Here is a 21715-nt window from a genome sequence, read left to right on the forward strand (position 1 = left end):
CCCATAACAAACAGCTTTTAAAAGCAATTCTAGGCGCTTTAAGCTAATTTTATCTCGTTTTTGTGTAAAAAAAAAGAGAAGGACTCCGATCCTTCTCTCCGTATTACTTATAGCACTTCCGCATGTCCATTATAAACAATTCCGCGTGCTGCATCAACTGTTACTTCTTGGCCATTTTTTAAAGTTGCTGTTACGCCGTTTACACCAACGATAACAGGAATACCGATTGATACACCTACAACAGCTGCATGGCTTGTTAAGCCACCTTCTTCTACAACTAAAGCTGCAGCTTTTTCGATTGCAGGAATCATATCTTTATCAGTGCTTGTTGTAACAAGGATATCACCTTCGTTTACGTTCGCTACAGCTTCAGCAGCTGTTTTTGCTACAACTACTTTACCTTTTGCAGCTTTACGACCGATTCCTTGTCCTTTAGCAATTTCTTCACCAACAACGTGGATTTTCATTAAGTTTGTTGTACCAGTTTCAGCAACTGGAACACCAGCAGTAATCACTACAGTATCTCCAAGTCCGATTAGGCCTGCATCCATACCTGTTTGAATTGCTGTATCTAACATTTCGTCAGTTGAAGCTGCGCGCTTCTCAGCCATAAATGCTTGTACACCCCAAACAAGTGCAAGACGACGTCCTACTTGCTCGTCAGATGTTACAGCTACGATTGGAGATTTTGGACGGTATTTAGAGATCATTTTCGCAGTATATCCACTTTCTGTTGGAGCTACGATTGCAGCTACATCAAGAGCAAGTGCTGTATGTGCAACAGATTGGCTAATTGCATCTGTAATTGTTGGAGTGAACTCTTTAATACGTTTTTTGAACATATCTTCATATTGTAATGATTTTTCAACACGTACCGCAATGTTAGCCATCATTGTTACTGCTTCTACTGGGTATTGTCCAGCAGCTGTTTCACCTGAAAGCATGATTGCATCTGTACCATCGAAGATTGCATTAGCTACGTCACTTGCTTCCGCACGAGTTGGACGTGGGTTACGTTGCATAGAATCTAACATTTGTGTTGCAGTAATAACTGGTTTACCTAACACGTTACATTTTTTAATTAGACGTTTTTGTACTAACGGTACTTCTTCTGGTGGAATTTCTACACCCATGTCACCACGAGCTACCATTAAACCGTCAGAAACTTCTAAGATTGAATCGATGTTGTCGATACCTTCTTGGTTTTCGATTTTTGGTACGATTTGGATATATTGAGCGTTATGCTCTTCTAATAATTCACGGATTTCTAATACGTCAGACGCTTTACGTACGAATGAAGCTGCAATGAAATCAACTTTTTGCTCGATACCGAAGATGATATCTTTTACGTCTTTTTCAGTGATACCAGGAAGCTTAATGCTTACGTTTGGTACGTTAACACCTTTTTTATTTTTTACAGTTCCGCTGTTAAGAACTTTTGTACGGATGTTTCCATCAGCTTTTTCGATTACTTCTAGTTCGATAAGACCGTCATCGATTAGAATACGAGAACCTGGGTCTACATCGTCATAAAGACCAGCATAAGATACAGAGAACTTCTCTGCAGTACCTAATACTTGCTCAGTAGAAAGAACTACTTCTGCACCTGTTACAAGCTCAGCTTGTCCGTCTACGAAGTCGTGAGTACGGATTTCTGGACCTTTTGTATCAAGTAAGATACCAACTGTTTTACCAGTTTTCTTTGAAGCTTCACGAATGTTTTTAATACGAGCTCCGTGCTCTTCATGGCTACCATGAGAGAAGTTTAAACGAGCAACGTTCATACCTGCTTCGATTAATTGCTCTAATTTTTCAATACTTTCACTAGCAGGACCTATAGTACATACAATTTTAGTTTTACGCATATTGCACCTCCGAAAATTATGAAACCGTTCCCAAATATCTGACATTACGCCGATTAGATGGATAATTCTTTAGATAATTGATACATATCTTTATCGATTGTATGCTTTTGAGCTAACGCTTCGATAATGTCATGATCAACAAGTTTGTTATCTTGAATACCTACACAACGTCCGCCTTTACCAGCAATTAACAATTCAACTGCTCTTGCGCCAAGACGACTTGCTAATACACGGTCTTGTGCACTTGGTGATCCACCACGTTGTACGTGACCTAATACAGTTACACGAGTATCAAAGTTTGTTGCTTCTTCAATGTGCTTACCGATGTCAATTGCACTTCCAACACCTTCAGCTACAACGATAATACTGTGTTTTTTACCACGTTCACTACCACGCTTCAGACGAGCGATAACATCATCCATGTCATACTCTTCTTCTGGAATTAAGATTGTTTCCGCACCATCAGCTAAACCAGCCCATAATGCAATATCACCAGCGTGACGTCCCATTACTTCGATAACATATGTACGTTCATGAGATGTAGCTGTGTCACGAATTTTATCAATTGCATCAATAACAGTGTTTAAAGCTGTATCGAAACCAATTGTGAAGTCTGTTCCAGGGATATCATTGTCGATTGTACCTGGTACACCAACACATGGGAATCCTTGTTCAGTTAATTTTTTAGCGCCTTGGTAAGAACCATCTCCACCAATAACAACAAGTCCTTCGATACCGTGTTTCTTTAATTGCTCGATACCTTTTAGTCGTACTTCTGGATCTTTAAACTCAGGACATCTTGCTGTATATAATTTTGTACCACCGCGGTGGATAATATCGCCAACAGAACCAAGTTCTAATTTTTCAATGTGACCAGAAATTAATCCAGCGTATCCATGGTAAATACCATATACTTCAATATCATGGAAAATCGCTTTACGAACAACTGCACGAATGGCAGCATTCATACCAGGTGAATCTCCACCACTTGTTAATACACCAATACGTTTCATTTGTACTCACCTCATAAAGATTATTTGCCTTATAATAAAATAACACGAAAAAATATAAAAATACAATGGAGAAGATGTGTCTTTTCATAATAAAAACGTGCATTCGCGAAGTGGAACGCACGCTTTTCTTATTTTATCCAAATGGAAGCGTTTGAAAACGAAACTTGCCCAATTTTCATATATTTTTCATAACGTTTTTCGATTAATTCATCTTTCGAAATTCCGTTTAATTGTTCAAAAGTTTTTCGAATCATTAAGTCTATATTTTCTGACTGTTTCAAAATATTACGGTGAGCTCCGCCTCTTGCTTCTGGAATAATTTCGTCAATTACACCTAATTCTTTCAAATCTGCTGCTGTAATTTTCATTGCCTCTGCAGCTTCCTTTGCTTTCCCTGAATCTTTCCAAAGAATTGCCGCTGCACCCTCTGGTGTAATAACAGAATAAGTGGAATTTTCTAGCATATGAATGTAATCTCCAACTCCAAGGCCTAGCGCACCACCACTACCACCTTCGCCGATAACGATACAAATAACAGGTACCGTTAAACCTGCCATTTCAAATAAATTGCGGGCGATAGCTTCACTTTGACCACGTTCTTCAGCAGCTTTACCAGGATAAGCTCCTTTCGTATCAATAAAACAAATAATAGGACGATTGAACTTTTCCGCCTGCTTCATTAAACGTAATGCTTTTCGATATCCTTCTGGATGAGGCATTCCAAAGTTACGGCGAATATTTTCTTTCGTATCTTTTCCGCGCTGATGCCCAATTACAGTTACAGGCATCCCTTTATATTTCGCAATGCCGCCGACAATCGCTGCATCATCGCCAAATAGACGATCTCCATGACATTCGAAAAAATCAGTAAATAAGTGCTCAATATAATCGAGCGTTGTCGGTCGTTCAGCATGACGAGCAATTTGAACACGGTCCCATACTTTCAGATTGCCGTATATATCTTCCTCTAAATTTTCTAGCTTTTCTTCCAAAATACGAATCTCCTCACTGAAGTCCATCTGGCTGTTTTTCGTATAGTCTTTCAGTTCACGAATCTTATTTCTTAGCTCAACAACTGGTTTTTCAAATTCTAGCTCTGCCATACAGCCATTTCCCCTCCTTGATGAACTTCTAAAATCTTGCGAAGTGATTCTCTCATATCATCACGATGCACCACCGCATCTAATTGACCATGATCTAGTAAGAATTCTGCCGTTTGGAAATCTTCTGGTAGTTTCTCACGCACCGTTTGTTCAATTACACGTCTACCAGCAAATCCGATAAGTGCACCTGGTTCTGCAAGATTATAATCACCAAGTGAAGCGAAACTCGCTGAAACCCCGCCCGTCGTTGGGTGAGTCATAACAGAAATAAATAATCCTCCTGCATTACTATGCTTTTTCAAAGCTACGCTTGTTTTTGCCATTTGCATTAAACTTAATATACCTTCTTGCATACGGGCACCACCCGAAGCAGTAAAGATAATAAATGGAACTTGTAAGTCGTACGCCTTTTCAACCGCACGGGCGATTTTTTCTCCTACTACAGAGCCCATGCTCCCCATTCGAAAACGAGAATCCATTACTGCAACAACAACAAGCATGTCATCAATTGTTCCTTCACCAGTTACAACCGCTTCGTTCAATTCAGTCTTCTTACGATCGCTCTCTAGTTTCTCTTCATAACCTGGAAACTCGAGTGGATTTAATGAAACCATTTCTTTGTCATACTCACGGAATGACCCTTCGTCCAATATACTATCAAGACGTTCCCATGCATTCATAGGATGATGATATCCACAATTCACACATACTTTTAAATTTTTTAGAAGTTCTTTCGTATACATGATTTTTTTACATTCCGGACATTTTGTCATAACGCCATCTGGTACATCTTTTCGTACTTGTTCTGAAGGTATTGCAGCGTACTTTTTCTTTTTCACGAATAAATCTCTTAGCACAATTTGACCCCCTTCGTTGAGAGCTAAGGTTAGCGTAAGAAGAAAATGGGGCTAACACCAAAGTTTGATGTTAGCCTTATCTTCTCAATCTGTCTAATAACCTCACTCTTTACGTTTAACTTTAACCGCTAAGCGGTAGAATGTTTGTCATAACGTGTCATGGTCATTTCGACAAATTTTATACATTACGAATGAAACTGTATATTCTCTACTAATTCATCGTAAATTTTTAGTGCATCATTTTCTTGTTTTTCTTCCAAAGTAGCATAAAGCTTTCTATACATATCGATAGAATCTCTTGAAACTTTACAAGAAAGAGTTGCTACGTAATCATTTACGATCATCCAAATGCGATATAGTAAATAATTATCGACTTGTTCAATAAGTGTTTTAAAGAACGTTTGATGAAGCGTTGGGACTGAGCTTTCATTTCCTTCAAGTACTTGGTGTAATCTACTTAGTACTTTAGAAAACGTTTCTTTCGGTAAATTACATACAATTCGAATCATATCTTTCTCAAGTAATCGTTTCGTTTGTAATAAATCACGAATTGTTTTCTCATCTTGCAATAAGAACGGGGCAATTAATTGTACAAGACCGTTATCATAAAAGTTTCGAATAAACGTCCCTTCACCACGTCTCGTTTCAATCAATCCTACCAGTTCTAAAGCACGCAATGCTTCTCTTACAGAGGAACGTCCTACGTTTAAGCGTGAACTTAACTCACGCTCAGACGGCAAACGATCCCCCGCCACCAAACCATCCTCTTCCATAATGGAACGGATTTTTTTTACAATTTCGAGATATACTTTTGTATTTGATGATGTCAATGGAAATTCCTCGCTTATTCTTTACCAATCAGCGCTAATTGTTTTGTTTTTTCAGCGATCTCATTTGGATCTACTTGACGGCGAGCTACTCCTGTCTCCATTGCTGCTTTTGCAACGTAAGCCGCTACTTGAGGCGCTACACGCGCGTCAAATGGTGCCGGAATGATATAGTCTGCATTTAACTCACCTTCTGCTACAAGCTCAGCAATAGCCTGTACAGCTGCCATCTTCATTTCTTCGTTAATTTGTGTCGCATGTACGTCAAGTGCACCGCGGAAAATACCAGGGAACGCCAGTACATTATTTACTTGGTTCGGGAAGTCAGAACGACCTGTTCCAACAACAGCTGCGCCCGCTGCTTTTGCCAATTCTGGCATAATTTCTGGAACTGGATTCGCCATTGCAAAAATAATCGCATCGTCATTCATTGTACGAACCATCTCTTCTGTTAATGCACCTTCTGCAGATACACCAATGAATACGTCCGCACCTTGTACAACATCAGCTAAAGAACCTTCTATACGATTCTTATTTGTATATTTTGCAACTTCATCCTTCACCGGATTCATACCTGTAGGACGACCATCATAGATTGCGCCTTTACGGTCACACATAATAATGTCGCGTACACCATAGCGATATAAAAGTTTAATAATTGCAATACCTGCTGCACCTGCGCCATTTGCGACAACTTTAATGTCAGACATTTTCTTTCCAACTAATTTCAGTGCATTTACAAGACCTGCTACTGTTACAATAGCTGTTCCGTGTTGATCATCATGGAAGATAGGAATATTTGTTTCTTTTTTCAAACGCTCTTCAATAATGAAGCAGTTTGGTGCTGCGATATCTTCTAAGTTAACGCCGCCAAAAGTTGGCTCCATTAATTTTACAGTTTCAACAATTTTATCTACATCGTTTGTATTTAAGGCAATTGGGAATGCATCTACACCAGCAAAGCTCTTGAATAATACAGCTTTACCTTCCATTACTGGAAGAGATGCTTCAGGTCCAATGTTACCAAGACCAAGTACAGCTGTTCCATCTGTCACAACTGCTACCATATTTCCCTTCATCGTATATTCATATACCTTACTTTTATCGTCATAAATTTCTTTACAAGGTTCTGCAACCCCTGGAGAATATGCAAGACTTAAATCTTTTGCATTTTCTACTTTTACTTTTGATACAGTTTCTAATTTTCCTTGATGCACTTTATGCATGTGAAGTGCTTCTTCACGAAGTGTTGACAAACTATCCACTCTCCTCAAATTATTCTTGCTGATATCAATTTCTCCAAGTGGTCTGACCACGAACACTACTACTATAATAATCGAAGTGTAGGGAAATTGTCCATTATATTTTCACAACTACATTTTCTTCCCCGACAATTTCACGAAGTGCTCCTAAACATTCTTCACTTGGATGAATCGATAAACTCCGAGATAATTGTACCATTTTATGTTCCTTTTCATAATAAATTAGTACTTTCGCAAAACCTGAATAGTCGAACAATATTTTCGTAACCTGATTTAAAAGCTTTTTCTCATACTGAGACGGCAATTTCACGTAAACAGATGCGTCTTTCTTTTCTTCATAAACATCCATTTCCTCTAGCGGATATAGTCCATTTACAATCCATTGCAGCTTATGATTTCTTAGCTCAATCGTACCGTCAACTAAAACAATTGCTCCTTCTTGCAACTTATCCGAGAAATGTATATACGTTTCCGGGAAGAGGACCGCTTCCATTTCATCATTTTGATCACAGAATGTAATAAATGCCATCTTTTGAAACTTTTTCGTACGAATCACTCTCACACTTGTTATATACACAATAGCTCTTTGTACTTTTTTCTTGTGTCGCATCGCCTGAGCGAGAGATGGAATTTCTAATTCTTTTGCTAACTTCACATATTGCGCTGTCGGATAACTTGATAAATAAAAGCCAAGCGCTTCCTTCTCTTTATTTAGTTGTTCAATAAAAGATAACTCTTCTCCTTGTACATATTTTGATTTTGGAACAGCATCTCCTAAATCACGTGCGAGATTCGCGTACTCTAACGCCCCTTTAATACTTTTCCATAAATTCGTTCTCGAAACACCAAAATCGTCAAAACATCCCGACCAGACGAAAGCTTCTAAATTACGCTCCGTTACGAACTTTGACGGCATACGAAGACAAAATTCAAATAAATCTTCGAACATTTTTTCCTCTCGTTCTTCTAATAATGCCGTCACTGTAGCCATTCCAATATTTCGGATCGAAAGTAAACTGTAACGTATCGCATTCCCTTCTATTTGGAAGTTGTAGCCACTCCTCTGAAGAGACGGTGGCAAAACGTGAAAACCTTTCCGCTTCGTTTCTCGTATATACTGTACAATCTTATCTTCATTTCCAATTGCGCTTGATAATAATGCCGTCATAAATTCCAGCGTATAATTCGCTTTCAAATAGGCAAGCTGATATCCGATCATACTGTAAGCTACAGCGTGACTTCGGTTAAAACCGTAATTCGCAAATCTTACAATTAAATCATAAATTTTCTCTGCGGATGTCTCATCATAACCATTTCGCAAACATCCTTGGACGAAATGCTTACGTTCCTGATCTAAAATATCACGATTTTTTTTACTCACCGCACGGCGCAGTAAATCTGCTTCTCCGAGCGAAAAACCAGCTAACTTCGATGCAATTTGCATAATTTGTTCTTGGTATACAATGACGCCGTATGTTCTTTCTAAAATTGGCTTTAAATCCGGATGTAAATATTCAATTTTTCTTTTTCCATGTTTCGATTCAATAAAAGTCGGTATCTGTTCCATCGGTCCTGGTCTGTATAACGAGTTAACAGCTACGATATCTTCAAACTCATTCGGTTTTAACCCGCGAAGTACATTTCGCATACCACCCGACTCAAGCTGGAATACACCTGTTGTATCCCCTCTCCCTAATAATTGGAACGTCTTTTCATCTTGAAGAGGTAAGTTTCTTATATCGATTTCTTTCCCTGTTTTGTTCGCGATAAATTTTATAATATTTTCAAGTAACGTTAAATTACGTAATCCTAAAAAGTCCATCTTAAGCAAACCAAGTTCTTCTAGCGCATCGGCTGGATATTGCGTAACATAAACATCGTTATGTCCTTCTTGAATTGCTACACTTCCTGTTAGCGGTTCTTGACTCATAATAACACCAGCCGCATGAATAGACGTATGACGTGGTAAACCTTCTACACGTTTTGCGATTTCAAATACACGCTCATGCAGAAGATTCCCTTGTATAAACTCACGAAGTGATTGTGATTCTTCATATGCATCTTTTAACGTTATACCAAGCTTTGATGGAATAAGTTTTGAAAATATATCAATATCTCGCGGCGGAAGCCCCATTACGCGGGCAATGTCTCTAATTGCCGCTTTTGCTGCAAGCGTACCAAACGTTACAATTTGCGCAACACGGAGCTGACCGTATTTATCTTTCACATAGCGAATCATCTCATCACGTCTTACGTCTGGAAAATCAATATCAATATCGGGAAGCGTCACACGTTCAGGATTTAAAAACCTTTCAAATAATAGATCGTATTCAATTGGATCAATATCTGTAATTTCTAATACGTATGAAACGAGTGAACCAGCTGCCGATCCACGACCTGGTCCTGTTAGAATATGATTTTCATGTGCATACTTCATAAAATCCCATACGATGAGGAAATAATCACTAAATCCCATACGAGAAATAACATTTAATTCATGATCCAAACGCTTTATATGCACTTCTTTCGGTTCACCATATCGTTTCCGCAAACCTTCTTCACAAACACGACGCAAGTATATATCACTCGTTTCATTAGACGGAACAGGAAACTTCGGAAGTTGATTTACATGGAACGGTATTTCTACTTGGCAACGCTCTGCAATTTTTATTGTATTTTGGATTGCTTCCGGCGCATGGGAAAATAGTGCTTCCATTTCATCCGATGACTTTAAATAATACTGATCTGTTTTCAGCCTCGGCCTATCTGGATCAGTCATTTTCGTTCCACTTTCAACAGATAGTAAACATTCGTGAACAAGCGCGTCACTTTGATTGATATAGCGCACATCGTTTGTTGCAACGACTGGAATATTAACCCTACTAATAAATTCAGGTAGTTTCTCTTGTAAAAGCAACTCATCTTGAATCGCATGATGCTGCAAACTCATATAAAAATGGCCAAACATATTTTGATACGTGCGAGCTACTTCTTCAGCCTGACTCTCATTGTCTTCTAGTAATAATTGCTCAATTTCGCCATCTTTACCTGGTGAAATTGCAATTAATCCTTTCGCATAATGCGCAAGCCACTTCTTAGGAATACCTTCTTTGGACTTTGTCATAATACTGCTAGAAATCTTTAATAAATTTTGGTAGCCTATTTCATTCTCAGCAAGTAATACAAGCGGATAAGACCTTTCTTCTTCTTCACTAAAAATAGAAGCGGTTAATCCAATAACGGGCTGTATACCATGTTTCTTACATGCTTTATAAAACGGAATAACGCCATACATAACATTTTCATCCGTAATAGCCAGCGATGAAAAACCGAGTTCTTTCGCCCTGACTACAAGCTCATCAATTTTACAAGCACTTTTTAATAAACTAAAAACGGTTTGACATTGTAAATGCACAAACTTCACTGTTGTACCCTCTCTTTACCTATTTGACTACTTTTATTATAGGTGATGAGGAAAGCGGAAATCAAAACATACTTCTTATACTTTGTCCATATATATGAAGAAGAAAGGGGAATGACGATGGATGTAAGAGAACATACTTTTTTCTCTCTGCTTATTATTAGTTATTTTATTGCCTTTGGGGTTATACTTGGCGGTTCATTAATTGGTGGATTTGGTGCGTTTCTTATCGGAAAACCAGCTCTAACTTACATTAATCAATTCGCCCAAAACTTAAGAATTTGGGCACTCGTTGCAGCAATCGGCGGAACATTCGATACCTTTTATAGCTTTGAAAGAAGTTTCTTTGGCGGAGATATGAAAGATATCGTAAAGCAAATTCTCCTTATTTTTTTCGCAACTGGTGGTATGCAAACAGGTCTCATTATTATTAAATGGCTAACGCAGGAACATGTATGAGAGTACCAAGTGCCAATACAGCAAAAAGATGGTACTTAGTATTAGCTGGGGCTGCTGTTGGAGGCGTGTTGAGCTGGTTTATTTTTTTGTACATATACGGTGTTTTTCAAGAAGAACAAGCTAGTAAAATAGCAGAACAAAGAGAAATTATAGAAAAACAAGAAGCAAAGCTCCACGTCCTTCTCGAAGATCAAGAAAAATTGAACACTGAAAATAAACGGCTCTTAACCATTCAAGAGATTAAAATAAAACTTATCAATCGAGAAAAATACGATTTAGACAATCTCACACTCGAAAATATGACTACATCTATCCATAATGACCTCCAACATCTTTTAACGAAAAACATTCAAAGTATCGCAAAAAATAAAGACCTACTTAAAAAGGTAATCGAAAATAAAACGTACAAACATTACGATCGGCTATACCGTTTTAAAGTCGATACAATATCTTTTGATACAGTGCTTGAAATTAGCATTACTATAGAGAAAGAAAAATAAAGAAGGAGGGCTTTAGCGCCGCTCCTTCTTTTCGTTCTAACATATAGTCTCTTATTTACAAATCTCACGTAAATCAGCAAAAAGACGATCCGCTTCTTCCCAAGAAGATGCCTTCGCACCAGAAGCCATCGGATGCCCCCCGCCGTTATATTGCATTGCTAATTTGTTTATAACTGGTCCTTTTGAACGAAGACGAACACGAATTACGTCGTCTTCCTCTAAAAATAGAACCCACGCCTTTAATCCATCAATATTGCCAAGCGCTCCAACAACACCAGATGCTTCAGAAGGAAGTACATCAAACTCTTCTAATACTTCTTTCGTTAATTTAATGTAAGCTGCTCCTTCTTCTACCATCGTAAAGTTTTGTAAAATATAACCGTTTAAACGAGCAATTTTTTCTTTTGTCTTATACATCTCATTGTATAAATCTGTGAATTTCACACCCATGTCAACAAGCTCACTTACGTAACGAAGTGTTTTTGCTGTCGTATTCGGGAATAAGAAACGACCTGTATCTCCAACAATTCCTGCTAAAATAAGGCGGGCTGCTTCTTTTGTTATTTTTAATCCTTTATCTTTTCCATAGTTATAAAACTCATAAATCATTTCACTTGTAGAACTCGCTGTCGTATCTACCCACGTAATATCTCCATACGGATCTTCATTTGGATGATGATCAATTTTAATTAACATCTTCCCTTTTGTATAGCGTTGATCGTCAACACGTTCTTGATTCGCAGTATCACAAACAATAACAAGCGCATTTTCGTATACACTATCTTCAATATCATCCATTACTCGTAAGTATGCTAGTGACGGCTCATTATACCCAACCGTATAAATATTTTTCTCTGGAAACGATTCTTGTAGAATTGTACCAAGACCCCCCTGTGAACCTAACGCATCTGGATCCGGACGCACGTGGCGATGAATAATAATTGTATCAAACTCTTTAATTGCTCCTAAAATTTGCTCATGCATATGTATAATCTCCTTTTTAATCAACTTCTTCACTTTATCCTCCATTATAACGGAAAGTATTTCATACATGCGAACAATTGCTTTATAATAAAAGTTAGAAAGTTTAGATATTTCTTTTTCTTTTCTATTATTTTTCACAAAGCGATGGGAGTGTTCATTATGCCAGTATTAGTCTTCTGTATTATCGTCTCATTTATGTTGTACCTCTTTTACAAAACAAAGTACTTTCGTACAAACCGCCCAATGGAGAAAGGTTGGCTCTCAGGAAAATCCGCAATGGCACTCGGTTCATTCGTTTTATTTTTCGGGATAAACCAATTCTTTTTAGAACTTTCAACCGCTCGTATTATCGTTGGTGTTTTATTCGTTCTATTTGGTAGTGCAAGTGTATTTAACGGGTTTCGCCAATACAAACATTTCTTGCCATTAGCAGTTAAAGAAGCTGAAGTCTATGAAGCAACGTAAAAAAGCATCAATATTGTGATGCTTTTTTACGTCCCTTAACTTTCAAAATCATATACGCAACAAACGCAGATGGTATATTAAATGGGTTCCCTTGTACGTGAAAATGTAATTGTTCTTCTCCAAAAGACATTTTTTCATATAGCTCTCGCTGAGATAATCCTGTCTTTTCCTTTTTTTCATGTAAACCTTGTAAATATAAATATTGAATCGGTATCATTACAAGAAAGTAAAATAGTGCGATACTACAAAAAAAGAGTACGGCTGACGACATAATGCATACCACCTCTCGCGATTCCATTTTCTTACAATATAATCATAACACAATATACAACTGAATTGAATTATTATTCCGTCTTTTCTCACATTACTTTTCCACTCCATCCCATACATATTTCACTAAAACTCCCATCTAAAATCATGCCTTTCAAATTTAAAACAACAAAAAAAGATGGAACAAATCAAAACGATTTGTTCCATCTTTTTATTTATCGATTAACTGAACCATAAGTAATGCTTTTCCAACAACATTACCTTCATGATGCACCTCTACATCGACCTTACCAAATTTACGTCCAATTTCTAATACTTTCGGATGAACAGATACAACATTATCAATTTGAACCGGCTTTACGAAATAAATCGTTAAGTTTTCAACAATTAAATCACTTTTCTTTTGCGCACGAATGACGCGATTTGTCGCTTCTGTCACAATTGTTGCAAATACACCGTACGATAACGTCCCGATTGAGTTCGTCATTTGCGGCGTCACCGAAAATTGATATAGATGCTCATTCTTCGCTTCTTTTGGTGTCATAAATTGATTCGTTACAATATCATCAATGGTTTCTCCAACTTGTGGCTGACGTTGAATCATTTGCAGTGCCTGAAGTACATCTTGACGGCTAATAATACCTTGCAGTTTGTTTCCTTCCTCAACGACAGGAAGTAATTCAATTCCTTCCCACACCATCATACGTGCCGCAGCTGCGACAGACATTTTACCGTTCACTGTAATTGGGTGTTTTGTCATTACTTTATCAATTGGTGTTTCTTTCGCTACTCCGATCATATCTTTTGAAGTTACGATTCCTAGTACTTTGTTACTTTCATCGACAATTGGATATCTTCCGTGCATTGTCTCTTCGTTATATGCATGCCATTGCTGTACTGTATCACTCGGCTTTAAATATAACGTTTCTTCAATTGGCGTTAAAATATCTTCAACGAGTACAATTTCTTTCTTAATAAGTTGGTCATAAATTGCACGATTAATTAACGTTGCGACCGTAAATGTATCGTAGCTACTTGAAATGATCGGCAGCTTTAATTCGTCTGCTAATTTCTTCACATGATCTTCCGTATCAAATCCGCCCGTAATTAATACAGCGGCTCCAGTTTCTAGCGCTAATTCATGTGCATTGGTACGGTTACCAATAATGAGTAAATTCCCAGCTTCTGTATAGCGCATCATCGCTTCTAATTTCATAGCTCCGATTACGAATTTATTTAATGTTTTATGTAGTCCTTCTCTGCCTCCAAGTACTTGACCGTCGACAATGTTAACGACTTCTGCATATGTCAGTTTTTCGATATTCTCTTTCTTCTTTTGTTCAATTCGAATTGTTCCGACACGTTCAATTGTACTAACATATCCTTTATTTTCTGCATCTTTAATTGCACGGTAAGCGGTCCCTTCACTTACACTCAAATCTTTCGCAATTTGTCTTACAGAAATTTTATGGCCTACTGGCAGGCTATTAATATGTTCTAAAATTTGGTTATGCTTGGTAGCCAAATGGTTTCACCATACTTTCTTTTCCCTAAATTCTTCATGTGTTGTACTTTTAGTATACTATATTTTCAAAACTGTTACACTCTCTCTTTGCATACCTGTACTATTTTTTTTATAACAAAATGACGCTTACATTCCACCAGTCATTCTATTACAACAATGTAATGCTATTGTCATCTCATTCGATAGTTCGCCCACTTAATTGCCTATACAATTAAGACAAGAAATAAAACAAAGGAGCGAACACATGATGAAAAAACTTTTAGAGGTTGTAGGTGCTGTATTTTTAGCTTTCGTAGATGGGAAAAAAGTTGCAATGGAATTGAATGAAACACCTAAACAACCACGTACCAAAAGAGAAGAATCACCAAAACAAATACAAGCATTAAAAGCTGTCCTACACACGTAAAAAACCCTTCACTTTTCTTTTCAAATGAAGGGTTTCTTTTCTATAGTGTAATACTTTCTCCAGCTTCTAATACTTTCCCTGTACAATTTTGTAGCTTTTCTACAAATTGATATGGATCTTGTTCAATAACTGGGAACGTATTGTAATGCATCGGTACAACAGTTTTCGCATTAATCCATTTTGCCGCTAGTACAGCATCTTCTGGCCCCATTGTGAAATTATCACCAATTGGTAAAAATGCTAGATCAACTTTATTTAATTCCCCAATTAACTTCATATCAGAGAATAGTGCAGTATCTCCTGCGTGGTATACAGTTTTCTCTTCTGCTGTAAATAAAATACCTGCTGGCATACCTGTATATGTAATCGTCTTATTTTCTTCATCAATATAACTAGAGCCGTGGAATGCTTGTGTAAACTTCACTTTTCCGAAGTCAAATTCATGTGAACCACCAATATGCATCGGGTGTGTATTTACACCTTGCCAACTTAAAAATGTTGCTAGTTCAAATGGCGCTACAACAACTGCATTATTTTTCTTCGCAAGTTCTACTGTATCTCCAACATGATCACCGTGTCCATGCGATAAAAGAATTGCATCCACTTTTACATCTTCAGTTTTTAAATCTGTTTTCGGATTACCTGTTAAAAACGGGTCAATTAAAATAACTTTTCCATTCGCCTCAATTTTCACAACTGAATGTCCATGATAAGATACTTTCATTATTACATTCCTCCCCTGTTCACATTCTCACTTTGTATTCTACATGATTTTTCAATTCCCTGTCTTTTCTAACATCTATTTACTTGTCATAACGCTTTCTTCCGAGTTAAAGTTATATTTGTAATTAAATATCTCGGGGGTGCCAATCGATGAATGCTAGATTAGAAAATTTAATGCAATGGCTAAAAGAAAAAAACGTAGAAGCTGCGTTCTTAACTTCTACACCAAACGTCTTCTACATGACAAACTTCCACTGTGACCCACACGAAAGATTACTTGGTATGTTTGTATTCCAAGAAAAAGAACCTATTTTAATTTGCCCTAAAATGGAAGAAGGTCAAGCACGTAACGCTGGCTGGGCACATGAAATTATCGGATTTACTGATACTGACAGACCATGGGATATGATTGCAAAAGCAATTAAAGACCGCGGCATCAATGCAAATGCAGTTGCAATTGAAAAAGAACATTTAAACGTAGAGCGCTACGAAGAATTAACGAAATTATTCCCAAATGCAGCTTTCAAATCAGCTGAGGAGAAAGTTCGCGAACTTCGTTTAATTAAAGATGAAAAAGAACTTTCTATTTTACGCGAAGCAGCTAAAATGGCGGACTATGCTGTTGAAGTTGGTGTAAATGCAATTAAAGAAGATCGTAGTGAACTAGAAGTATTAGCAATTATTGAACACGAATTAAAAACAAAAGGCATACATAAAATGTCATTTGATACGATGGTATTAGCAGGTGCGAACTCAGCTCTTCCACACGGTATTCCTGGCGCAAACAAAATGAAACGCGGTGATTTCGTACTATTTGATTTAGGCGTAATCATTGACGGTTATTGCTCTGATATTACACGTACAGTGGCATTCGGCGAGATTTCTGAAGAACAAACTCGTATTTACAACACTGTACTTGCTGGACAACTACAAGCAGTTGAAGCATGTAAACCAGGTGTTACACTTGGCGCAATCGACAACGCTGCTCGTTCTGTTATCGCAGATGCAGGTTACGGAGACTTCTTCCCACACCGACTTGGTCATGGACTTGGAATTAGCGTACACGAATATCCAGATGTAAAAGCTGGTAACGAGTCTCCATTAAAAGAAGGTATGGTCTTCACAATCGAACCTGGTATTTACGTACCAAACGTAGGTGGCGTTCGTATTGAAGATGATATTTACATCACAAAAGACGGATCAGAAATTTTAACGAAATTCCCGAAAGAGTTACAATTTGTAAAATAATAGAAAAAGGCAGCGGGAGTGCTGCCTTTTTCTATTTCCCTATTATTTCAAATTTCTCTACAATCATTTTTGCTGGATAACTTTCAAGTATTTGAGAAAACCATACTTTTATTTTATCCCCTGTTTTTAACTGTTTATATGCGTCTTTGTCCTTAAAGCTCAAGACTATATGTGCTGGATGCTCTTTATTCATTTGTTGTTCTATATAATGTTGCAACTCTACTTTTGTTTCAACCGTTTTATCATCGGCAAAAAACATCGTGTCATTTCTTAATATGATATACCCTTCTTTAGGTACTTCTTTTACCGTTACTTGTTTTGTATCACACGCTGATAATACGACTAGAAATACACTTAAAAACATAACAATTTTCATATGCCTATTCATTTTTAACTCCTTACTCTAGGCTATTTCAAATTTAACACCATCTTCTCCTCATACTTATCATCCCATTTAATCACAACTTCTATAGGTTCATCTTTAGAGATAGGCGCGCAACTTACACAAGAAGACTTCATTTCAACCTTTGCTCCTCTATGAACTTCTGACGTTTGTGTCATTGTACTAAAGGCTCCATTAATAGCAATCTCTAAGTTTTTAAATTCTGTCTTTCCATCCCCGCCCTTATATTGAAACGTAAACATTCCATCTTCACTGTCATCCTTAATATGCCCTTTATATTGTCCAGTCCAACTTTTGCTCTCGCTAGAAAAAGTAAAATACCAAATCGAGCAGCTTCCTAAAAAGAAAATACTAATGAAAAAGAATAACGCTCTCTTCATCATGCCCCTCCATTCAAATGCACTTATTTATTGTCTATTTCTTCCTTCTATTATACTATTAAAATACAGAATTTTCTAAAATAGAGGTTTATATGTTACAACAACAGTTAGAAGAAATTCGTAATAATAATTACATACTGGATAACACACTTAACATTGATTCTTTAAGTTCCAATATGCTTGAGCAAATTGGCGATACTGATAGCTATTTAAGGGACAAACTCATCTACTCTACTTTTTTTCATCTCATCAAGAAGGAATATCTTTCACACACACAATTACAGAAACTATTATTAGAAAGCATCGGTGAAAAATATTTATTGTATAAGATTCATTCAGATGATGAAGATGCGGTATTTACCCGAGCATTTACAACATTATTAATTGCCCTCATTATTGATGCTGATACAAATCATAATTTCTTATCACAGACTGATATTTCAAATGTAAAAGATCAACTAATTCTATATATGAACAACGAACATGATTTCCGGGGATATGTGCAAAAACACGGCTGGGCACATAGTATCGCTCATGCTTCTGATACATTTGAGGCGCTTGTGAATAGTCCTAAACTGGAAACTTTATATTACCAAGAAATATTACAAACTTTATTAAACAAAGTTTGTGTTCATTCCATCTATTACAAATATGAAGAAGATGAACGTATCGTTTATCCGATTGTCGCAATGCTACAAAATGGCTTAAAGGAAGAAGCACTCATATTAGCCCTTCGTGATTTAGTAGCTCAATTACCCGTTCAAAAACAAACATTACATATTGAATCATACGAGTTTCTATACGGAAATATAAAATCTTTCTTACGCAGCTTATTTTTCAGACTGCGCAAGCTTTCTATATGTGAAGAAACAGAATGCGAAATTGAAAAATTGCTACAAGAACTTCCAAAATATTATTAAAAAAAGAAGGCCACTCAAAAAGTGCCTTCTTCTATTTCACTAATATTTAATTGAAATTTCACGATCCAAACTGAGAAAAGGTGGACAAGAAGCGCAAACGCCATACATGCTCCGCTTAAAAAAGTTAGTATAGGATGCGAATACACGTGCCCCAATCCATAGGATACCGCCACGAAAAACATTGTTATGTAAATATAAATTGCTCCATGTATTTGCCTCATATAAACCTCCTTTTCCCATATTATAACATAAATTTTCTGATTATTCACATTAATCGCTTGTAATCAATATTTCTCAACTGTTACACCTCTTACAGCAGCCTTAATATACGGTGACCCTTGTAAACTTTGTAAATCCTCTGTTTTTCCTGTTACGACTATACCGTATATTGGTAAGTCTTTTGGTTTGGTGTTTTTTATTTCTTTATAGTTTGTCCTAAAAGATTCTTAATATCCCTTTTATTTTCACTTAAAGATATCCAAATACAGCTTTTCTACATTTTTATCATAATAAAAAGCACATCTATTTTGATGCGCCCTTCACATATATTTTATTAACATATAAATCACTTTTTTGAAACAAAAACTCTCACTCATCTCTCTCCATACTATCGTTATGACTTAGTTTCCATAATAATTGAACGAGGATAAAACCCCAGCTTTTCATAAAACGATACAGCTTCATTTCCGTACACTACTGTTAATTCAATTTCATCTATCTTCTTCGCTTTAAACCATTCCACTGCACTATTCATTAATTTCAAACCAAATCCGTTTCTTCGGTATCTTTCATCAACGAATAAAACTTCAATCTTTCCGTTTACACTTTTGCTATACGCTATACAACATCCTAATATATTATCTGTTTCCGCCTCAACTAATAATTCAATTCTATACTCTCCATACTTTGAATTTTGTTTATAAATTTCAATACGTTCCTCAAATGTCATTCTTGGATAGTCACCAGAAAAATGCCTTGATGTATTATTATGATATTCATGCAATTTATTTAAAGGTTCTCTTATTACTTCTATTTCATCGAGAGTGATATATTTATTACTAATTCTCATCCTACAGCATCTCCAATAATATATATTCCAACCAAAAAGATGACCCTTTTACGGTTATAAAATACCAATCTATTATTTCATCGCGTCCTTCACAACATCTTGAATCATAACGACTTCTGTTTTCATATCAACAGAGGGTGCTTCTTCATCAATACACTCATACCAAAATTCCAAGTGCTTTTTATCAATTTCATAATGAGAATTTTCGACAAGAGCCCCACCTTCTCCTTGCACAGAATACCAATATAAGTACTCTTCTCCATCTCTTATTTCCCGGAAAATTGTCTCAACGTACATCTTTTCGTCGTTTAATGTCAAAAGTACTTCTTTCATATTGTCATTCAGAAGCTGCATCCATTCATTTACTCGATGACTCTTACCAGGCTTAACTTTAAATCTCGTTAATTCTACATTCATTTTTCTTCCCCCGTTTTCTTACGTACAAACAAACTGTATTCTATTGGATGATAAAAACTTAATTTACTAGCTAATTTTCGCGAAGGAATATTGTCTACATAACAATCCCAGCTCGGTATAATATCATTTTGCATGCAATGTTCAATGAACCGTGTTGCAACAGCTTGAGCTAATCCTTTCCCTTGATGCGCTTCATGTGTTGCAATATCTATTTCAGCATAACCATTCCCGCTAAATATCGAGACACATTCAGCTACAATTATCCCATCTTGTTCTATACAAAATCCAAAACCACCGTTCAAAAACGTTTCTTTTGATCCCCAATATTCTTTGTAGTACTCCTCTTTAAATTCACTGCTTCGCTCTATATCTCTTCTATCAATACGCTTCACTTCATATGTATTTTTGTTAAAATCTCGTTTTCTCTCCTCAAAGGTTACTCTTTGAAATTTCATTCGCGGGATGTTCCGAAGTGTATTACTAAAACGCTCTTCTAACATCATTTCCCACTCTTCACTTGAAGTAAAGAGTGTAAATCTCTTCTCTGTTTTTTCAATAGCTGTTTTTAAATATGAAAATAACTCTTCGTTATAATTTTGATCATCAGTATCACCAAATAAATAATAGATACCGTTAGCTGTAATAATTAATCCTGCTGTTAATTTCTCGTTTGCAAAAACCTCACCATCTATCACTTGATCACATACCGCATAAGCAAACGTCGTCGTTTTTGTATGACTTTCTAAAATCGGAAGGATTTTTCTATACTCGGCTACGGATAATTTTTTCATAATTGCTCCACTTTAATCGTATCCGCCTCTATATGTTCAAAACAAAGATTTACAGTTCTCTTTAATGCTCTCGTTCTATGAATCTTACATGCTGGAATTAAGATTGAATCATTTGGCTTTAAAACCGCTGTTTCTCCATCTTCAAAATCAATAAGTAATTCTCCCTCTAACACAATAAATAATTCATCCGAATTAGAATGATAGTGCCAATCATATTCACCAGTAAATACAGCGATTCGTAAGCAATGACTGTTTATATTTGAAACGACGAAGTTTTTATGTTGATCTTTAATATCCTTTGTTAATTCTATTAAGTTCACAGTCTCCATCTTTCGTCCCATCCTTTCATTAGTCGTTCTTCTAAAAAACTAACTTAATCTCCACCACCTCCGCAATCTCCTCCACCATCACTTGAGCTACTACAGTCATTGCTACTGTAGTCACCGAATCCACTTGATGAACTTGAAGCGTATGAAGATTTTTTGCTTCTTTTTCTATCTTTTTTACTTTCATGACTAGGCCATACTGTAGCAAAGAGTATAACGAATAAGGCTAATTCTATTACAACAAGTATAAATTCTAGAATGCTCTCAATAATATTGGGAGTTATCCCAAAACTGTAAAACACTCCAAATGAATACATACACAAAATTACATACAGAGCCATACAAATATACCGAAATGTTTTCTCTATCGTAATGACTACTTTTTGTGAAAAAGGTATGTTCTGTTCCTTTTTGTTCTTTATATACCTTTGTCTCTTTGCCTGTTTTTCCTTCCTCTTTTTGCTCCCCATCGAATCCCCTC

General features: G+C 36.6%; 25 protein-coding genes and 1 pseudogene. 6 read left to right on the top strand and 20 right to left on the bottom strand.

Annotated features, from left to right (window positions below; translation table 11 throughout):
* Nucleotides 1–107 precede the first annotated feature (107 nt).
* The 7 genes from pyk to dnaE all read right to left on the bottom strand — a co-directional run bounded on the left by pyk (nt 108) and on the right by dnaE (nt 10351).
* Nucleotides 108–1865 carry a pyruvate kinase gene (gene pyk / locus ACTL4X_RS23215; RefSeq protein ID WP_001232673.1) on the bottom strand — a complete coding sequence of 586 codons (1758 nt, stop codon included), beginning with the start codon at nt 1863–1865 and terminating at the stop codon, nt 108–110.
* 53 nt (nt 1866–1918) lie between these two features.
* Nucleotides 1919–2878: a 6-phosphofructokinase gene (gene pfkA / locus ACTL4X_RS23220; RefSeq protein WP_000821157.1), complete on the bottom strand. Its 960-nt coding sequence runs from the start codon at nt 2876–2878 to the stop codon at nt 1919–1921.
* 128 nt (nt 2879–3006) lie between these two features.
* A complete protein-coding gene (gene accA / locus ACTL4X_RS23225; RefSeq protein WP_000818810.1) occupies nt 3007–3981 on the bottom strand; it encodes an acetyl-CoA carboxylase carboxyl transferase subunit alpha in 975 nt (324 codons plus the stop codon).
* On the bottom strand, nt 3969–4838 hold the full coding sequence (accD, locus tag ACTL4X_RS23230) for an acetyl-CoA carboxylase, carboxyltransferase subunit beta (RefSeq protein WP_000942856.1): 870 nt from the start codon (nt 4836–4838) through the stop codon (nt 3969–3971). Before accD ends, accA begins: the two co-directional genes overlap by 13 nt.
* A gap of 185 nt (nt 4839–5023) precedes the next feature.
* The gene (locus ACTL4X_RS23235) at nt 5024–5668 is read right to left on the bottom strand and encodes a FadR/GntR family transcriptional regulator (protein ID WP_000204448.1); all 645 of its coding nucleotides are present in this window, start codon (nt 5666–5668) and stop codon (nt 5024–5026) included.
* A gap of 14 nt (nt 5669–5682) precedes the next feature.
* Complete coding sequence (locus tag ACTL4X_RS23240) at nt 5683–6891, bottom strand: NAD(P)-dependent malic enzyme (protein ID WP_441395072.1); 1209 nt, start codon at nt 6889–6891, stop codon at nt 5683–5685.
* 133 nt (nt 6892–7024) lie between these two features.
* Entirely contained in the window at nt 7025–10351 is a 3327-nt protein-coding gene (gene dnaE, locus ACTL4X_RS23245; RefSeq protein WP_000673727.1) for a DNA polymerase III subunit alpha, read from the bottom strand.
* Nucleotides 10352–10393: 42 nt separating this feature from the next.
* On the opposite strand from dnaE, the gene ACTL4X_RS23250 reads away from it, so the two are divergent.
* Nucleotides 10394–10807, top strand: coding sequence for a YtrH family sporulation protein (locus ACTL4X_RS23250; protein ID WP_002005839.1), 414 nt, complete (start codon nt 10394–10396; stop codon nt 10805–10807).
* Nucleotides 10804–11307, top strand: a complete 504-nt coding sequence (gene ytrI / locus ACTL4X_RS23255; RefSeq protein WP_001265736.1) for a sporulation membrane protein YtrI — start codon at nt 10804–10806, stop codon at nt 11305–11307. The genes ACTL4X_RS23250 and ytrI overlap by 4 nt, the downstream gene beginning before the upstream one ends.
* Before the next feature lie 51 nt (nt 11308–11358).
* On the opposite strand, the gene ACTL4X_RS23260 is transcribed toward ytrI, so the two are convergent.
* On the bottom strand, nt 11359–12291 hold the full coding sequence (locus ACTL4X_RS23260; protein ID WP_000545136.1) for a DHH family phosphoesterase: 933 nt from the start codon (nt 12289–12291) through the stop codon (nt 11359–11361).
* A gap of 159 nt (nt 12292–12450) precedes the next feature.
* Here ACTL4X_RS23260 and ACTL4X_RS23265 point away from each other — a divergent pair, with 159 nt between their 5' ends.
* Entirely contained in the window at nt 12451–12756 is a 306-nt protein-coding gene (locus tag ACTL4X_RS23265; RefSeq protein WP_001144776.1) for a YtpI family protein, read from the top strand.
* A gap of 7 nt (nt 12757–12763) precedes the next feature.
* On the opposite strand, the gene ACTL4X_RS23270 is transcribed toward ACTL4X_RS23265, so the two are convergent.
* On the bottom strand, nt 12764–13027 hold the full coding sequence (locus tag ACTL4X_RS23270; protein ID WP_137396698.1) for a DUF3949 domain-containing protein: 264 nt from the start codon (nt 13025–13027) through the stop codon (nt 12764–12766).
* A 210-nt stretch (nt 13028–13237) separates the two neighbouring features.
* Entirely contained in the window at nt 13238–14551 is a 1314-nt protein-coding gene (locus tag ACTL4X_RS23275) for a CBS domain-containing protein (protein WP_000201572.1), read from the bottom strand.
* 244 nt (nt 14552–14795) lie between these two features.
* Here ACTL4X_RS23275 and ACTL4X_RS23280 point away from each other — a divergent pair, with 244 nt between their 5' ends.
* On the top strand, nt 14796–14957 hold the full coding sequence (locus tag ACTL4X_RS23280) for a hypothetical protein (RefSeq protein ID WP_086402147.1): 162 nt from the start codon (nt 14796–14798) through the stop codon (nt 14955–14957).
* Between the two features lie 40 nt (nt 14958–14997).
* Here the strand turns inward: ACTL4X_RS23280 and ACTL4X_RS23285 are convergent, their stop codons facing one another.
* Complete coding sequence (locus tag ACTL4X_RS23285; protein WP_000868927.1) at nt 14998–15681, bottom strand: metal-dependent hydrolase; 684 nt, start codon at nt 15679–15681, stop codon at nt 14998–15000.
* Nucleotides 15682–15830: 149 nt separating this feature from the next.
* On the opposite strand from ACTL4X_RS23285, the gene pepQ reads away from it, so the two are divergent.
* Nucleotides 15831–16928, top strand: coding sequence for a Xaa-Pro dipeptidase (pepQ, locus tag ACTL4X_RS23290; protein ID WP_086402148.1), 1098 nt, complete (start codon nt 15831–15833; stop codon nt 16926–16928).
* 31 nt (nt 16929–16959) lie between these two features.
* On the opposite strand, the gene ACTL4X_RS23295 is transcribed toward pepQ, so the two are convergent.
* Together ACTL4X_RS23295 and ACTL4X_RS23300 are read right to left on the bottom strand one after the other, a co-directional pair.
* A complete protein-coding gene (locus ACTL4X_RS23295) occupies nt 16960–17316 on the bottom strand; it encodes a DUF3221 domain-containing protein (RefSeq protein ID WP_086402149.1) in 357 nt (118 codons plus the stop codon).
* Nucleotides 17317–17336: 20 nt separating this feature from the next.
* Nucleotides 17337–17711, bottom strand: coding sequence for a hypothetical protein (locus ACTL4X_RS23300; RefSeq protein WP_000816717.1), 375 nt, complete (start codon nt 17709–17711; stop codon nt 17337–17339).
* A gap of 92 nt (nt 17712–17803) precedes the next feature.
* Here ACTL4X_RS23300 and ACTL4X_RS23305 point away from each other — a divergent pair, with 92 nt between their 5' ends.
* Nucleotides 17804–18631, top strand: coding sequence for a DUF2785 domain-containing protein (locus ACTL4X_RS23305; protein WP_086402150.1), 828 nt, complete (start codon nt 17804–17806; stop codon nt 18629–18631).
* A gap of 14 nt (nt 18632–18645) precedes the next feature.
* Here the strand turns inward: ACTL4X_RS23305 and ACTL4X_RS23310 are convergent, their stop codons facing one another.
* The 7 genes and pseudogenes from ACTL4X_RS23310 to ACTL4X_RS23340 form a co-directional block, all read right to left on the bottom strand.
* Nucleotides 18646–18852: a hypothetical protein gene (locus ACTL4X_RS23310; protein WP_001248908.1), complete on the bottom strand. Its 207-nt coding sequence runs from the start codon at nt 18850–18852 to the stop codon at nt 18646–18648.
* A gap of 63 nt (nt 18853–18915) precedes the next feature.
* A pseudogene (locus ACTL4X_RS23315) lies at nt 18916–19106 on the bottom strand (anti sigma factor C-terminal domain-containing protein); the annotation flags it as partial.
* A 138-nt stretch (nt 19107–19244) separates the two neighbouring features.
* Nucleotides 19245–19700, bottom strand: coding sequence for a GNAT family N-acetyltransferase (locus tag ACTL4X_RS23320; protein ID WP_001222930.1), 456 nt, complete (start codon nt 19698–19700; stop codon nt 19245–19247).
* 72 nt (nt 19701–19772) lie between these two features.
* Nucleotides 19773–20117: a DUF6176 family protein gene (locus ACTL4X_RS23325; protein WP_001100217.1), complete on the bottom strand. Its 345-nt coding sequence runs from the start codon at nt 20115–20117 to the stop codon at nt 19773–19775.
* Nucleotides 20114–20908 carry a GNAT family N-acetyltransferase gene (locus tag ACTL4X_RS23330; protein ID WP_086402151.1) on the bottom strand — a complete coding sequence of 265 codons (795 nt, stop codon included), beginning with the start codon at nt 20906–20908 and terminating at the stop codon, nt 20114–20116. The genes ACTL4X_RS23325 and ACTL4X_RS23330 overlap by 4 nt, the downstream gene beginning before the upstream one ends.
* Entirely contained in the window at nt 20905–21237 is a 333-nt protein-coding gene (locus ACTL4X_RS23335) for a cupin domain-containing protein (protein WP_000450925.1), read from the bottom strand. The genes ACTL4X_RS23330 and ACTL4X_RS23335 overlap by 4 nt, the downstream gene beginning before the upstream one ends.
* A 44-nt stretch (nt 21238–21281) precedes the next feature.
* A complete protein-coding gene (locus ACTL4X_RS23340) occupies nt 21282–21704 on the bottom strand; it encodes a hypothetical protein (protein WP_086402152.1) in 423 nt (140 codons plus the stop codon).
* Between the last annotated feature and the right edge of the window lie 11 nt (nt 21705–21715).

This window comes from Bacillus sp. RE35, from assembly GCF_052146655.1.
Taxonomy (GTDB): Bacteria; Bacillota; Bacilli; order Bacillales; family Bacillaceae_G; genus Bacillus_A; species Bacillus_A cereus.